The 15,163-nt window shown below is 54.6% G+C and carries 13 protein-coding genes; all 13 read left to right on the forward strand.

The genetic code is table 11. The features are described from left to right. Positions 1-2: 2 nt before the first annotated feature. Positions 3-1,268: an RIP metalloprotease RseP gene (gene rseP / locus B1A75_RS06835; RefSeq protein WP_176202387.1), complete on the forward strand. Its 1,266-nt coding sequence runs from the start codon at positions 3-5 to the stop codon at positions 1,266-1,268. 23 nt (positions 1,269-1,291) lie between these two features. Then, positions 1,292-2,995: a proline--tRNA ligase gene (locus tag B1A75_RS06840; RefSeq protein WP_013523414.1), complete on the forward strand. Its 1,704-nt coding sequence runs from the start codon at positions 1,292-1,294 to the stop codon at positions 2,993-2,995. 107 nt (positions 2,996-3,102) lie between these two features. After that, positions 3,103-7,407 (forward strand): PolC-type DNA polymerase III, encoded by a 4,305-nt coding sequence (locus tag B1A75_RS06845; RefSeq protein ID WP_079935969.1) that lies wholly within the window; start codon positions 3,103-3,105, stop codon positions 7,405-7,407. 244 nt (positions 7,408-7,651) lie between these two features. Further along, entirely contained in the window at positions 7,652-8,125 is a 474-nt protein-coding gene (gene rimP, locus B1A75_RS06850) for a ribosome maturation factor RimP (protein ID WP_015374427.1), read from the forward strand. A gap of 24 nt (positions 8,126-8,149) precedes the next feature. Further along, positions 8,150-9,301 carry a transcription termination factor NusA gene (gene nusA, locus B1A75_RS06855; protein ID WP_033025099.1) on the forward strand — a complete coding sequence of 384 codons (1,152 nt, stop codon included), beginning with the start codon at positions 8,150-8,152 and terminating at the stop codon, positions 9,299-9,301. A gap of 13 nt (positions 9,302-9,314) precedes the next feature. Beyond that, positions 9,315-9,605 carry an RNase P modulator RnpM gene (rnpM, locus tag B1A75_RS06860; protein WP_033025100.1) on the forward strand — a complete coding sequence of 97 codons (291 nt, stop codon included), beginning with the start codon at positions 9,315-9,317 and terminating at the stop codon, positions 9,603-9,605. After that, complete coding sequence (locus B1A75_RS06865; protein ID WP_033025101.1) at positions 9,595-9,903, forward strand: YlxQ family RNA-binding protein; 309 nt, start codon at positions 9,595-9,597, stop codon at positions 9,901-9,903. Before rnpM ends, B1A75_RS06865 begins: the two co-directional genes overlap by 11 nt. Before the next feature lie 13 nt (positions 9,904-9,916). Continuing rightward, on the forward strand, positions 9,917-12,136 hold the full coding sequence (infB, locus tag B1A75_RS06870) for a translation initiation factor IF-2 (protein WP_033025102.1): 2,220 nt from the start codon (positions 9,917-9,919) through the stop codon (positions 12,134-12,136). Beyond that, on the forward strand, positions 12,133-12,411 hold the full coding sequence (locus B1A75_RS06875) for a DUF503 domain-containing protein (RefSeq protein WP_011230764.1): 279 nt from the start codon (positions 12,133-12,135) through the stop codon (positions 12,409-12,411). The genes infB and B1A75_RS06875 overlap by 4 nt, the downstream gene beginning before the upstream one ends. 15 nt (positions 12,412-12,426) lie before the next feature. Then, positions 12,427-12,810 (forward strand): 30S ribosome-binding factor RbfA, encoded by a 384-nt coding sequence (rbfA, locus tag B1A75_RS06880; protein ID WP_033025103.1) that lies wholly within the window; start codon positions 12,427-12,429, stop codon positions 12,808-12,810. Positions 12,811-12,864: 54 nt separating this feature from the next. Continuing rightward, positions 12,865-13,773, forward strand: a complete 909-nt coding sequence (gene truB / locus B1A75_RS06885) for a tRNA pseudouridine(55) synthase TruB (protein ID WP_033025104.1) — start codon at positions 12,865-12,867, stop codon at positions 13,771-13,773. A 43-nt stretch (positions 13,774-13,816) separates the two neighbouring features. Continuing rightward, complete coding sequence (ribF, locus tag B1A75_RS06890) at positions 13,817-14,797, forward strand: bifunctional riboflavin kinase/FAD synthetase (RefSeq protein ID WP_176202389.1); 981 nt, start codon at positions 13,817-13,819, stop codon at positions 14,795-14,797. 87 nt (positions 14,798-14,884) lie between these two features. Further along, positions 14,885-15,154 (forward strand): 30S ribosomal protein S15, encoded by a 270-nt coding sequence (rpsO, locus tag B1A75_RS06895; RefSeq protein ID WP_079935964.1) that lies wholly within the window; start codon positions 14,885-14,887, stop codon positions 15,152-15,154. Positions 15,155-15,163: the final 9 nt, after the last annotated feature.

The raw sequence follows: 15,163 nt of genomic DNA on the forward strand, positions 1-15,163 counted from the left end.
AGGTGGTTGAAACGTTGGAATCGATCATTTCATTTATCATCGTCTTTGGTGCCCTCGTCTTTTTTCACGAGCTCGGCCACTTGTTGCTAGCAAAACGGGCCGGCATTTTGTGCCGCGAATTTGCCATCGGCTTCGGGCCGAAAGTGTTTTCGTTTAAGAAAAACGAAACGGTGTACACGATCCGCCTTCTCCCGCTTGGCGGCTTCGTCCGCATGGCCGGCGAAGACCCGGAGACGATTGAATTGAAGCGGGGGCAAGTCGTCGGCCTCTTGCTTGATGGCAGCGGCCAAGTGGAAAAAATCGTCCTCAACCATAAGGACGATTATCCGAATATCCGCGTTGTGGAAGTGGAAGAGGCTGATTTAGAGCATGGAATGTATGTGACCGGCTATACGGACGGCGAGCGGTTCGAGCGGTTTACGGTCAAGGAGCCGGCATTTTTCGTCGTCGACCGCCAAGAGATTCAAATCGCCCCGTACCATCGCCAATTTGCGGCAAAAACGCTCGGACAGCGAACGATGACGATTTTGGCCGGACCGCTCGCCAACTTTCTCTTGTCGCTCGTTGTCTTTATCATCATCGGCCTTTTGCAAGGCTATCCGGTCGACAAGCCGGTGATCGGCGAGCTGACGCCGGAAGGAGCGGCGCGCGCTGCCGGCTTGAAGCAAGGGGATGAAGTGATCGCCATTAACGGCGAACGGATGGAAACGTGGACGGAAATCGTCAACACGATTCGCGCCCATCCGGGAGAACCGCTTCAGTTTCAAATTGAGCGGAATGGGAAAGAACGGAGTGTGACGGTCACTCCGGAGGCGAAAACGGTGCAAGGGGAGACGATCGGCTTGATCGGCGTCTATCAGCCGATGGAAAAATCGGTGTTGGGCTCGATCAAGCAAGGGCTGGTTGAGACGTACTACTGGACGCGGGAAATTGTAACGGGGCTCGGCCAATTGATCACCGGCCAGTTTCAGCTTGACATGCTGTCCGGACCGGTCGGCATCGCCGTATCGACCGGCAAAGTTGCTGAGTCCGGGATCTACTACTTGATGAAATGGGGCGCGATTTTAAGCATCAACCTGGGGATTGTCAACTTGTTGCCATTGCCGGCGCTAGACGGCGGGCGGCTCCTCTTTTTCGCCATTGAAGCGGTGCGCGGCAAGCCGGTCGACCGGCAAAAAGAAGGAATGGTCCATTTTATCGGCTTCGCCCTGCTTATGCTGCTCATGCTCGTTGTGACATGGAATGACATTCAAAAATTTTTCCTATAGAGAGAAAACGAGGTGGCTAATGGATGAGACAAAGTCAAGCATTTATTCCGACGTTGCGTGAAGTGCCGGCGGATGCGGAAGTGAAAAGCCATCAGCTCCTGCTGCGGGCCGGCTTCATTCGTCAAAGTGCAAGCGGCGTCTATACGTTTTTGCCGCTTGGGCAGCGTGTTTTGCAAAAAGTGGAAGCCATCATTCGCGAGGAAATGAACCGGATTGGAGCGATGGAGCTCTTCATGCCGGCCTTGCAGCCGGCTGAGCTTTGGCAGCAGTCCGGCCGCTGGTACTCGTACGGGCCGGAGCTGATGCGCTTAAAAGACCGGCACGAGCGCGATTTCGCCCTCGGGCCGACGCATGAGGAAATGATCACGGCGATCGTCCGCGACGAAGTGAAAACGTACAAGCGGCTGCCGCTTGTCTTGTATCAAATCCAAACGAAATTCCGCGATGAAAAGCGTCCGCGTTTTGGGCTGTTGCGCGGCCGCGAGTTCATGATGAAAGACGCCTACTCGTTCCATACGTCGAAAGAAAGCTTGGATGAAACGTACAACAACATGTATGAGGCGTATGCGAACATTTTCCGCCGCTGCGGATTGAACTTCCGCGCCGTCATCGCCGACTCGGGGGCGATTGGCGGCAAAGATACGCATGAGTTTATGGTGCTCTCGGACATCGGCGAAGATACGATCGCCTACTCCGATGCGTCTGACTATGCCGCCAACATCGAGATGGCGCCGGTCGTGGCGACGTACGAAAAAAGCGATGAGCCGCCAGCCGAATTGAAAAAAGTGGCGACGCCGGGGCAAAAAACGATCGCTGAAGTCGCTTCGCACTTACAAATATCGCCGGAGCGCTGCATCAAATCGCTTTTGTTCAATGTGGACGGCCGCTATGTGCTCGTTCTCGTCCGCGGTGATCATGAAGCGAACGAGGTGAAGGTGAAAAACGTGCTCGACGCGACGGTCGTCGAATTGGCGACGCCGGAAGAAACGGAGCGGGTGATGAACGCTCCAATCGGCTCGCTCGGCCCGATCGGCGTCAGCGAAGACGTCACTGTGATCGCGGACCATGCTGTCGCCGCCATCGTCAACGGCGTTTGCGGTGCGAACGAGGAAGGATACCATTACATCGGAGTCAACCCGGGCCGCGATTTTGCCGTCAGTCAATACGCCGATTTGCGCTTCGTAAAAGAAGGCGACCCGTCTCCAGATGGCAAAGGGACGATCCGCTTCGCCCGCGGCATTGAAGTCGGGCATGTGTTTAAGCTGGGGACAAAATACAGCGAAGCGATGAACGCCGTCTATTTGGATGAAAACGGCCAAACGCAGACGATGATCATGGGTTGCTACGGCATCGGCGTATCAAGATTGGTGGCCGCGATCGCCGAACAGTTTGCTGACGAACACGGGCTCGTGTGGCCGGCTTCGGTCGCGCCGTTTCACATCCATTTGCTGACAGCGAACGCAAAAAGCGATGAACAGCGTGCGTTGGCGGAAGAGTGGTATGAAAAGCTCGGACAGGCTGGGTTTGAAGTGTTGTATGACGACCGCCCCGAACGGGCCGGGGTGAAGTTTGCCGACAGCGATTTGATCGGCATTCCGCTCCGCGTCACCGTCGGCAAGCGAGCGGGCGAAGGCGTTGTGGAAGTAAAAGTGCGGAAAACAGGCGAGACGTTCGATGTGCCGGTCAGCGAGCTTGTCGACACTGCGCGCCGTCTCCTTCAATCATGAGTGCCGGCGCTGGCGAAAAAGAATTCTGTCTTTTTCGCCGGCGCTTTTGTTATGGTATGATTGATTATAGAAAGAGAATGATGTTGAGAGGGGAACAAACGGACGTCATGGTGACAAAAGAGCAAAAAGAGCGGTTTCTCATCCTGCTTGAGCAGCTGAAGATGACGTCGGACGAATGGATGCCGCATTTTCGTGAGGCCGCCATTCGCAAAGTCGTAATCGATAAAGAGGAGAAAAGCTGGCATTTTTACTTTCAGTTCGCCAACGTGCTGCCGGTTCATGTATACAAAACGTTTGTCGATCGGCTGCAAACGGCGTTCCGCCATATCGCCGCCGTCCGCCATACGATGGAGGTTGAAGCGCCGCGCGTGACAGAGGAGGATGTGCAGGCGTATTGGCCGCTTTGCCTTGCCGAGCTGCAAGAAGGCATGTCGCCGCTTGTCGATTGGCTCAGCCGGCAGACGCCGGAGCTGAAAGGAAACAAGTTGCTTGTCGCCGCCCGCCATGAAGCGGAAGCGCTGGCGGTCAAACGGCGGTTCGCCAAAAAAATCGCTGATGTGTACGCTTCGTTTGGGTTTCCACCCCTTCAGCTTGACGTCAGCATCGAGCCGTCCAAACAAGAAATGGAACAGTTTTTGGCGCAAAAACAGCAAGAGGACGAAGAGCGGGCGCTTGCTGTACTGACCGATTTGGCGAGGGAAGAAGAAAAGGCCGCGTCTGCGCCGCCGTCCGGTCCGCTTGTCATCGGCTATCCGATCCGCGACGAGGAGCCGGTGCGGCGGCTGGAGACGATCGTCGAAGAAGAGCGGCGCGTCGTTGTGCAAGGCTATGTATTTGACGCCGAAGTGAGCGAATTAAAAAGCGGCCGCACGCTGTTGACCATGAAAATCACAGATTACACGAACTCGATTTTAGTCAAAATGTTCTCGCGCGACAAAGAGGACGCCGAGCTCATGAGCGGCGTCAAAAAAGGCATGTGGGTGAAAGTGCGCGGCAGCGTGCAAAACGATACGTTCGTCCGTGATTTGGTCATCATCGCCAACGATTTGAACGAAATCGCCGCAAACGAACGGCAAGATACGGCGCCGGAAGGGGAAAAGAGGGTCGAGCTCCATTTGCATACCCCGATGAGCCAAATGGACGCGGTCACCTCGGTGACAAAACTCATTGAGCAAGCGAAAAAATGGGGGCATCCGGCGATCGCCGTCACCGACCATGCCGTTGTTCAATCGTTTCCGGAGGCCTACAGCGCGGCGAAAAAACACGGCATGAAGGTCATTTACGGCCTTGAGGCGAACATCGTCGACGATGGCGTGCCGATCGCCTACAATGAAACGCACCGCCGTCTTTCGGAGGAAACGTACGTCGTCTTTGACGTCGAGACGACGGGCCTGTCGGCTGTGTACAATACGATCATTGAGCTGGCGGCGGTGAAAGTGAAAGACGGCGAGATCATCGACCGGTTCATGTCGTTTGCCAACCCTGGACATCCGTTGTCGGTGACAACGATGGAGCTGACCGGGATCACCGATGAGATGGTGAAAGACGCCCCGAAGCCGGAAGACGTGTTGGCCCGTTTTGTTGACTGGGCCGGCGATGCGACGCTTGTTGCCCACAACGCCAGCTTTGACATCGGGTTTTTAAACGCGGGTCTCGCTCGCCTGGGGCGCGGAAAAATCGCGAATCCAGTCATCGATACGCTCGAGCTGGCCCGTTTTTTATACCCGGATTTGAAAAACCATCGGCTCAATACATTGTGCAAAAAATTTGACATTGAATTGACGCAGCACCACCGCGCCATCTACGACGCGGAGGCGACCGGGCATTTGCTTATGCGGCTGTTGAAGGAAGCGGAAGAGCGCGGCATACTGTTTCATGACGAATTAAACAGCCGCACGCACAGCGAAGCGTCCTATCGGCTTGCGCGCCCGTTCCATGTGACGCTGTTGGCGCAAAACGAGACTGGATTGAAAAATTTGTTCAAGCTTGTGTCATTGTCGCACATTCAATATTTTCACCGTGTGCCGCGCATCCCGCGCTCCGTGCTCGTCAAGCACCGCGACGGCCTGCTTGTCGGCTCGGGCTGCGACAAAGGAGAGCTGTTTGACAACTTGATCCAAAAGGCGCCGGAAGAAGTCGAAGACATCGCCCGTTTTTACGATTTTCTTGAAGTGCATCCGCCGGACGTGTACAAACCGCTCATCGAGATGGATTATGTGAAAGACGAAGAGGTGATCAAAAACATCATCCGCAGCATCGTCGCCCTTGGTGAGAAGCTTGACATCCCGGTCGTCGCCACCGGCAACGTCCATTACTTGAACCCAGAAGATAAAATTTACCGGAAAATCTTAATCCATTCGCAAGGCGGGGCGAATCCGCTCAACCGCCATGAGCTGCCGGATGTGTATTTCCGTACGACGAATGAAATGCTTGACTGCTTCTCGTTTTTAGGGCCGGAAAAAGCGAAGGAAATCGTTATCGACAACACGCAAAAAATCGCTTCGTTAATCGGCGATGTCAAGCCGATCAAAGATGAGCTGTATACGCCGCGCATCGAAGGGGCGGACGAGGAAATCCGGGAAATGAGCTACCGGCGGGCGAAGGAAATTTACGGCGACCCGTTGCCGAAACTTGTTGAAGAGCGGCTTGAGAAGGAGCTAAAAAGCATCATCGGCCATGGCTTTGCCGTCATTTATTTGATCTCGCACAAGCTGGTGAAAAAATCGCTCGATGACGGTTATCTTGTCGGGTCGCGCGGATCGGTCGGCTCGTCGTTTGTCGCGACGATGACGGAAATCACCGAGGTCAATCCGCTGCCGCCGCATTACGTTTGCCCGAACTGCAAGCATTCGGAGTTCTTTAACGACGGTTCGGTCGGCTCAGGGTTTGATTTGCCGGATAAAAACTGTCCGCGATGTGGGACGAAATACAAAAAAGACGGGCACGACATCCCGTTTGAGACGTTTCTCGGCTTTAAAGGCGACAAAGTGCCGGATATCGACTTGAACTTTTCCGGCGAATACCAGCCGCGCGCCCACAACTATACGAAAGTGCTGTTTGGCGAAGACAACGTCTACCGCGCTGGGACGATTGGCACGGTCGCCGACAAAACGGCGTACGGATTTGTCAAAGCGTATGCGAGCGATCATAATTTGCAGCTGCGCGGCGCGGAAATCGACCGGCTCGCGGCTGGCTGCACCGGGGTGAAGCGGACGACCGGGCAGCATCCGGGCGGCATCATCGTCGTCCCGGATTATATGGAAATTTACGATTTTACGCCGATTCAATATCCGGCCGATGACACGTCCTCCGAATGGCGGACGACCCATTTCGACTTCCATTCGATCCACGACAATTTGTTGAAGCTCGATATTCTCGGGCACGACGATCCGACGGTCATCCGCATGCTGCAAGATTTAAGCGGCATCGATCCGAAAACGATCCCGACCGACGACCCGGATGTGATGGGCATTTTCAGCAGCACCGAGCCGCTTGGTGTTACGCCGGAGCAAATCATGTGCAATGTCGGCACGATCGGCATTCCGGAGTTTGGCACGCGCTTCGTTCGGCAAATGTTGGAAGAGACAAGGCCAAAAACGTTTTCCGAACTCGTGCAAATTTCCGGTTTGTCGCACGGCACCGATGTGTGGCTCGGCAACGCGCAAGAGCTCATTCAAAACGGCACGTGCACGCTGTCGGAAGTCATCGGCTGCCGCGACGACATTATGGTCTATTTGATTTACCGCGGCCTCGAGCCGTCGCTCGCTTTTAAAATCATGGAATCCGTGCGCAAAGGAAAAGGCTTAACGCCGGAGTTTGAAGCAGAAATGCGCAAACATGACGTGCCGGAGTGGTACATCGATTCATGCAAAAAAATCAAGTACATGTTCCCGAAAGCGCACGCCGCCGCCTACGTGTTAATGGCGGTGCGCATCGCCTACTTTAAGGTGCACCATCCGCTTTTGTATTACGCGTCGTACTTTACGGTGCGGGCGGAGGACTTTGACCTTGACGCCATGATCAAAGGGGCAGCCGCCATTCGCAAGCGGATTGAGGAAATCAACGCCAAAGGCATTCAGGCGACGGCGAAAGAAAAAAGCTTGCTCACGGTTCTTGAGGTGGCCTTAGAGATGTGCGAGCGTGGATTTTCTTTTAAAAATATCGATTTGTACCGCTCGCAGGCGACGGAATTCGTCATTGACGGCAATTCGCTCATTCCGCCGTTCAACGCCATTCCGGGGCTTGGGACGAACGTGGCGCAGGCGATCGTGCGCGCCCGCGAGGAAGGCGAGTTTTTGTCGAAGGAGGATTTGCAGCAGCGCGGCAAAGTATCAAAAACGCTGCTGGAGTACTTAGAAAGCCGCGGCTGCCTTGACTCGCTTCCGGACCATAACCAGCTGTCGCTGTTTTAGTGGAAACGCCGCCGCTGAAGGAAGCGGACAGCGCTCTTTCGTCTGGGCGGCAGTTTCCCGTTGCAATATATTTCCCAATGTGTTATAGTTTTAGTGGAATTGGCAAAGATAATGGCAAGCAAAGAGTGGGGAAACCCACTCTTTCGTCTTGAATGGACACCCGTCTCTCGTTCATTCCCCGCCCTGTGCAGGGGATTTTCTCATTATGCCATGCATGCACGTTTGCTCGGTAAGGAGGAACACAATGAGCAAAAAGGTGACAGAAACGGTCGAACAACTCGTCACACCGATCTTGGACGAAATGGGGCTTGAACTCGTCGATATTGAATATGTGAAGGAAGGGAAAAATTGGTTTTTGCGCGTTTTCATTGACTCTGACGATGGCGTCGATATTGAACAATGCGGTGCTGTCAGCGAAAAATTGAGCGAAAAGCTGGATGAAGTCGACCCGATTCCGCATAACTATTTTTTGGAAGTGTCATCGCCCGGAGCGGAGCGGCCGCTGAAAAAGGCAAAAGATTTTGCCAAAGCCATTGGGAAACATGTATATATCAAAACGTATGAACCCATTGAAGGAGAAAAGCAGTTTGAAGGCGAACTAACCGCTTTTGACGGAACGACCGTGACGCTGTTGGTCAAAGACCGCGGACGGCAAAAAACGGTCGCCATTCCGTATGAAAAAGTGGCAAGCGCCCGATTAGCCGTCATTTTCTTCTAATCGCAAAAGGGGGATTTTTGTTGCATGAACACGCAATTGCTTGAGGCGTTAGCCGATTTGATGCGGGAAAAAGGCATCAGCAAAGAAGTTGTCATGGAAGCGATCGAAGCGGCGATCGTTTCGGCGTATAAACGCAATTTCGGACAGGCGCAAAACGTGCGCGTCGATCTCAATATGGACACCGGCACGATCCGCGTGCTCGCCCGCAAAGATGTCGTCGAAGAGGTGACCGACCCGCGCCTTGAAATTTCGCTTGAGGACGCGCAGCGGATCAATCCGAACTATCAAATCGGCGATGTCGTCGAGCTCGAAGTGACGCCGCGCGATTTCGGGCGCATCGCCGCGCAGACGGCGAAGCAAGTCGTCACCCAGCGCGTGCGCGAGGCGGAGCGGAGCATCATCTACGCCGAATTTGTCGACCGTGAAGAGGACATTATGACCGGCATCGTCCAGCGCGTTGACCCGCGCTTTGTCTACGTCAGCCTCGGCAAGGCGGAGGCGCTCCTGCCGGCAAACGAACAAATGCCGAATGAAACATATAAGCCGCACGACCGGTTGAAAGTATACATTACGAAAGTGGAAAAAACGACAAAAGGGCCGCAAATTTTCGTCTCCCGCACCCACCCGGGACTGTTGAAACGGCTGTTTGAGCTCGAAGTGCCGGAAATTTACGACGGAACGGTCGAGATTAAATCGATCGCCCGCGAAGCCGGCGACCGTTCGAAAATTTCCGTCCACTCCGACAACCCGGAAGTCGATCCGGTCGGCGCGTGCGTCGGACCGAGAGGGCAACGCGTGCAGGCCATTGTTGATGAGCTGAACGGAGAAAAAATCGATATCGTCCGCTGGTCGGCCGATCCGGTGGAGTTTGTCGCCAACGCGTTAAGCCCGGCGAAAGTGCTGCGCGTCATTGTCAACGAAGAGCAAAAGGCGACGACGGTCATCGTTCCGGACTATCAGCTGTCGCTCGCCATCGGCAAACGCGGGCAAAACGCGCGGCTGGCGGCGAAATTGACCGGCTGGAAAATCGATATTAAAAGCGAATCGGAAGCGCGGGAGATGGGCATTGATCCGCATGCGCCAACCACTTCGCTTGATTTCAGCGATGCGGCGGCCGATAATGAAAATAGCGAAGAAAACGGCCCATCGTTTGATCAATCGGCGGAAATCGAGTGAGGGGGAATGAAAAATGGCAGCGCAAAAGAAAATTCCGTTGCGCAAATGCGTCGTCACTGGAGAGATGAAGCCGAAACGGGAGATGGTGCGCATCGTCCGCTCGAAAGAGGGGGAAGTGTCGATCGACCCGACCGGCAAAAAGGCGGGGCGCGGCGCGTATATTACCCTTGATCCGGAATGCATTTTGCAGGCGAAAAAGAAAAACATTTTGGCCCGCCATTTAAAAGCAGACATCGCCGATGCGATTTATGACGAATTGCTCGCCTTGGCGGAAAAGGAGAAACAGGCCGGACATGAAGCATAACCGTTGGGCATCGATGCTTGGATTGGCGCAGCGGGCGGGCAAAGTCGTCTCCGGCGAGGAGCTTGTCGTCAAAGAAGTGCAGCGGGGCCGGGCGCGGCTCGTCTTGCTTTCGCAAGACGCATCGGTCAACACCGAAAAAAAAGTAACGGATAAATGCACGTTTTATGGCGTCCCGCTTTGCAAAGTGCCGGACCGGTATACGCTTGGCGGCGCGATCGGCAAGGACGCCCGCGTCGTTGTCGCTGTCACCGACGAAGGGTTTGCGCGCCAATTGCAGACGATGCTCGACCGATCTTAATGGGGGTGAATGTATGTCGAAAATGCGTGTGTATGAATACGCGAAAAAACAGAACGTGCCAAGCAAGGACGTTATTCATAAATTGAAAGAAATGAACATTGAAGTGAACAACCATATGGCGATGCTGGAGGCTGATGTCGTCGAAAAACTCGACCATCAATATCGCCCGAACGCCGGGAAAAAAGAAGAGAAAAAAGCGGAAAAGAAAACGGAGAAGCCGAAACGGCCGACGCCGGCGAAAGCGGCCGATTTTGCTGATGAGGAAATTTTTGACGACAGCAAAGAAGCGGCGAAAATGAAACCGGCGAAGAAAAAGGGAGCGCCAAAAGGGAAGGAAACGAAAAAAACCGAGGCGCAACAGCAAGAAAAGAAACTGCTCCAAGCGGCGAAAAAGAAAGGAAAAGGGCCGGCGAAAGGGAAAAAGCAGGCAGCACCAGCCGCAAAACAAGCGCCGCAGCCGGCGAAAAAAGAAAAAGAGCTGCCGAAAAAAATTACGTTTGAAGGCTCGCTTACCGTGGCCGAACTGGCGAAAAAGCTTGGCCGCGAACCGTCGGAAATTATTAAGAAGCTGTTTATGCTCGGCGTGATGGCGACAATCAACCAAGATTTAGACAAAGACGCCATCGAGCTCATCTGCTCGGATTACGGGGTTGAAGTCGAAGAAAAAGTGACGATCGATGAGACGAACTTTGAAGCGATCGAAATTGTCGACGCGCCGGAAGATTTGGTTGAACGGCCGCCGGTCGTGACGATCATGGGGCACGTCGACCATGGGAAAACGACGTTGCTTGATGCGATCCGCCATTCCAAAGTGACGGAGCAAGAAGCCGGCGGTATTACGCAACACATCGGTGCGTATCAAGTGACGGTCAATGACAAAAAAATTACGTTCCTCGATACGCCGGGGCATGAAGCGTTTACAACGATGCGGGCGCGCGGCGCGCAAGTGACCGATATCGTCATTCTTGTCGTTGCCGCGGATGACGGGGTGATGCCGCAGACGGTGGAAGCGATCAACCACGCCAAGGCGGCAAACGTGCCGATTATTGTCGCCATCAACAAAATTGATAAGCCGGAAGCGAACCCGGACCGCGTCATGCAAGAATTGATGGAATACAACCTCGTTCCAGAAGAATGGGGCGGCGATACGATTTTCTGCAAGTTGTCGGCGAAAACGAAAGAGGGCCTTGATCATCTTTTGGAAATGATTTTGCTTGTCAGTGAGATGGAAGAATTAAAAGCCAACCCGAACCGGCGCGCGGTCGGTACGGTGATCGAAGCGAAGCTTGATAAAGGGCGTGGCCCGGTGGCAACGCTTTTGATTCAAGCGGGAACGTTGCGTGTCGGCGATCCGATCGTCGTCGGCACAACATACGGGCGCGTGCGCGCGATGGTGAACGACAGCGGCCGGCGCGTCAAAGAGGCGACTCCGTCGATGCCAGTCGAAATTACTGGGCTGCATGAAGTGCCGCAAGCCGGCGACCGCTTCATGGTGTTTGAGGATGAGAAAAAGGCGCGGCAAATCGCGGAGGCGCGGGCGCAGCGGCAGCTGCAGGAGCAGCGAAGTGTCAAAACGCGCGTCAGCTTGGATGATTTGTTCGAACAAATTAAGCAAGGCGAAATGAAAGAGCTGAACTTGATCGTCAAAGCCGATGTTCAAGGATCGGTTGAGGCGCTTGTCGCCGCCTTGCAAAAAATCGATGTGGAAGGCGTGCGGGTGAAAATCATCCACGCGGCGGTCGGCGCCATCACCGAATCGGACATTTCGCTGGCGACGGCATCGAACGCCATCGTCATCGGCTTTAACGTCCGTCCGGATGCAAACGCAAAGCGCGCCGCTGAATCGGAAAAAGTCGACATCCGTCTCCATCGCATCATTTACAATGTCATCGAGGAAATTGAAGCGGCGATGAAAGGGATGCTCGATCCGGAGTACGAGGAAAAAGTGATCGGCCAGGCGGAAGTGCGGCAAACGTTCAAAGTATCGAAAGTCGGCACGATCGCCGGTTGCTATGTCACTGACGGCAAAATCACCCGCGACAGCAAGGTGCGCCTCATTCGCCAAGGCATCGTCGTCTACGAAGGGGAAATCGATTCGCTCAAGCGGTATAAAGACGATGTGCGAGAGGTGGCGCAAGGGTATGAATGCGGGCTGACGATCAAAAACTTCAATGATATTAAAGAAGGAGATGTCATCGAAGCATACGTCATGCAGGAAGTGGCTCGGGCATGATCGGCTTCGCCGCGTGCGAATGCATCATCTACAACGCCCGATCGCTCAAGGATAAACGGGCCGTCCTGCAGCGAGTGATGACAAGAATCCGGCAAAAATATAACGTCTCTGTGGCCGAAATCGATCATCAAGACGCATGGCAGCGAGCGACCATCGGTCTTGTCGCCATTACGTCCAGCCGCCGGGCGACCGAACGGGAGCTCGAACGGGCGCTCGCTTTGATCGACTCGTTCCCTGAGCTGGAGCGGGCGGCCACGTCATTCGAGTGGTTGTAACCGAGGTGATGGATGATGAATATACGGGCAACTCGCGTTGGCGAGCAAATGAAAAAAGAGTTGAGCGACATCATCAGCCGCAGGCTGAAAGACCCGCGCATCGGCTTTGTCACGGTGACCGATGTGCGGGTCACCGGCGATTTGCAGCAGGCGAAAGTGTACATCAGCGTCCTCGGCGATGATGAACAGCGGGAAAATACATTGAAGGCGCTCGAGAAAGCGAAAGGGTTTATCCGTTCGGAAATCGGACAGCGCATCCGCCTGCGCAAGACGCCGGAAATTTTCTTTGAAATCGATGAAACGATCGAATACGGCAGCCGCATCGAACAGCTGATCCGGCAAATTTCAAGCGATGACCACCCGGCGAAAGAGGCGGATGAGGAGCCGAACAATGGATAGACGAACCGTCTATCCATTTCCATTCATGATTATGGAAACGGAAAGGGTGCGCCGATGGACGGGGTATTGCTGCTCAATAAACCGAAAGGGATGACGTCGCACGACTGCGTGGCCAAAGTGCGCCGCCTGCTTGGCGTAAAAAAAGCGGGGCACACCGGCACGCTTGACCCAAACGTGTCCGGTGTGCTGCCAATTTGCCTTGGCAAGGCGACGCGCATCGCCGAATTTTTGACCGGGACGACGAAAACGTACGAAGGAAAAGTGACGCTTGGCGCGGCGACGACAACCGAAGATGCGGACGGCGACATCATCGCCGCCCGTCCGGTTGACCGATCGATTGCGCGCGCGGAGATCGAAGCGGTGTTTGACAGCTTGACCGGGGAAATTGAGCAAACACCGCCGATGTACTCCGCGGTGAAAGTGGGCGGCAAAAAACTGTATGAATACGCGCGCGCCGGCATCGAAGTCGAACGCCCGACGCGGCGCGTGACCATTTATGAGCTCGAACTGCTTGATGAATGTGAACAATTCTTTGGGAAAACGGTGTCATTTCGCTTTCGCGTCACGTGCAGCAAAGGCACGTACGTACGCACACTGGCGGTGATGATCGGCGAGCGGCTCGGCTATCCGGCGCATATGTCCGACCTCATCCGCACGGCGTCCGGGCCGTTTCGGCTTGAAGATTGCGTGACGTTTGAAGACGTTGAGCGCCGGGCGGCCGACGGGACGGCCGATGCCTTGCTCATTCCGATCGAGCGAGCCCTTTTTCATTTGCCGAAATATGAAATCAATGATAAAGTAGCAGAGAAGGTAAAAAATGGGGCGCTGCTCCGGCTTCCCGCTTTTTTAGAGAAGCTTGACGGGCCGGTCGTTCTTGTTTCGCCCGAGCGGGAAGCGCTGGCCCTGTACGTGAAGCATCCGGCGCACCCCGGTTTGATGAAACCGCTCAAAGTGTTTCGTTAACGCCGCGGGTGCAGCGCGGAAATAAAGAAGGTAGGTCATGGACATGGAAACGCTGTTTCTTTCGCATCCGCACCGTCTCGAACGCCAGGCGCTCCCTCCGACGGTGATGGCGCTCGGCTATTTCGATGGCATCCACCTCGGCCATCAAAAAGTGATCCGCACCGCGGTCGAGATCGCCAACGAGCGCGGGTACGAAAGCGCGGTGATGACGTTTCATCCTCATCCGTCCGTTGTGCTCGGCAAACAGTCCGAGCTGCGCTTGATCACGCCGCTTGGCAAAAAGGAGCAACTAATTGCATCACTTGGCGTCAACCGGCTGTACATCGTTGAATTTACGCCGACGTTTGCCGCGCTGTCGCCAGAAGCGTTCGTTGACCAATATTTGGATGGGTTGCACGTGAAGCATGTCGTCGCCGGCTTCGATTTCACTTACGGGCGGTTCGGAAAAGGAACGATGGAGACGATGCCGATTCATGCGCGCGGCCGCTTTGGACAGACGGTCATTCCGAAGCTCGCGGTCGACGGGGAAAAAGTGAGCTCGTCCCGGGTGCGGAAACTGCTCGAAGACGGGGCGGTCGAACAGCTCCCCCGCCTGCTCGGCCGCTTTTACGAGCTTGAAGGAACGGTCGTTGCCGGGGAGCGGCGCGGACGGATGATCGGCTTTCCAACGGCGAACATCGCTTTAAACAGCGATTATGCCTTGCCGGCAGTCGGCGTCTATGCAGTCAAGGCGACGATCGGCGGGCAAGTATATGAAGGGGTGGCGAACGTCGGCTACAAACCGACGTTCCATGAAACGCGCGAAGGATTGCCGAATATTGAAGTGCACTTGTTCGAGTTTTCCGGCGATATTTATGGACAAACGATGACAATTGAGTGGCACCGCCGTCTGCGGAGCGAGCGGAAGTTCGCCAGTGTCGACGAACTGACGGCGCAAATCGCCCGCGATAAGAAAGAGGCGGAGCAGTATTTCCGCTGTTTCGGCGAAAAGACTTGCATTTTGCCGGAAAAAGAGGTATTCTAATCAATGTATGCGAACCATTGCTTGGCTAGGCGAGTCACCGACGCCCGCTCGGCAATCGGGGATGTAAAGCTAGGGAGGTGAACAACGATGGCATTGTCGCAAGAGCGCAAACGCGAAATCATCGAGCAATTTAAAATCCATGAGAACGACACCGGTTCTCCGGAAGTGCAAGTTGCTATCCTGACGGAGCAAATCAACAACTTGAACGAGCATTTGCGCATTCATAAAAAAGACCATCATTCACGGCGCGGCTTGCTGAAAATGGTCGGGAAGCGCCGCAACTTATTGGCCTATTTGCGCAAGAAAGATGTGGCGCGCTACCGTGAATTGATTGAGAAACTTGGATTACGTCGATAAAAAAGCGGG

The sequence above is a fragment of the Geobacillus sp. LEMMY01 genome, from assembly GCF_002042905.1.
Lineage (GTDB): Bacteria > Bacillota > Bacilli > Bacillales > Anoxybacillaceae > Geobacillus > Geobacillus proteiniphilus.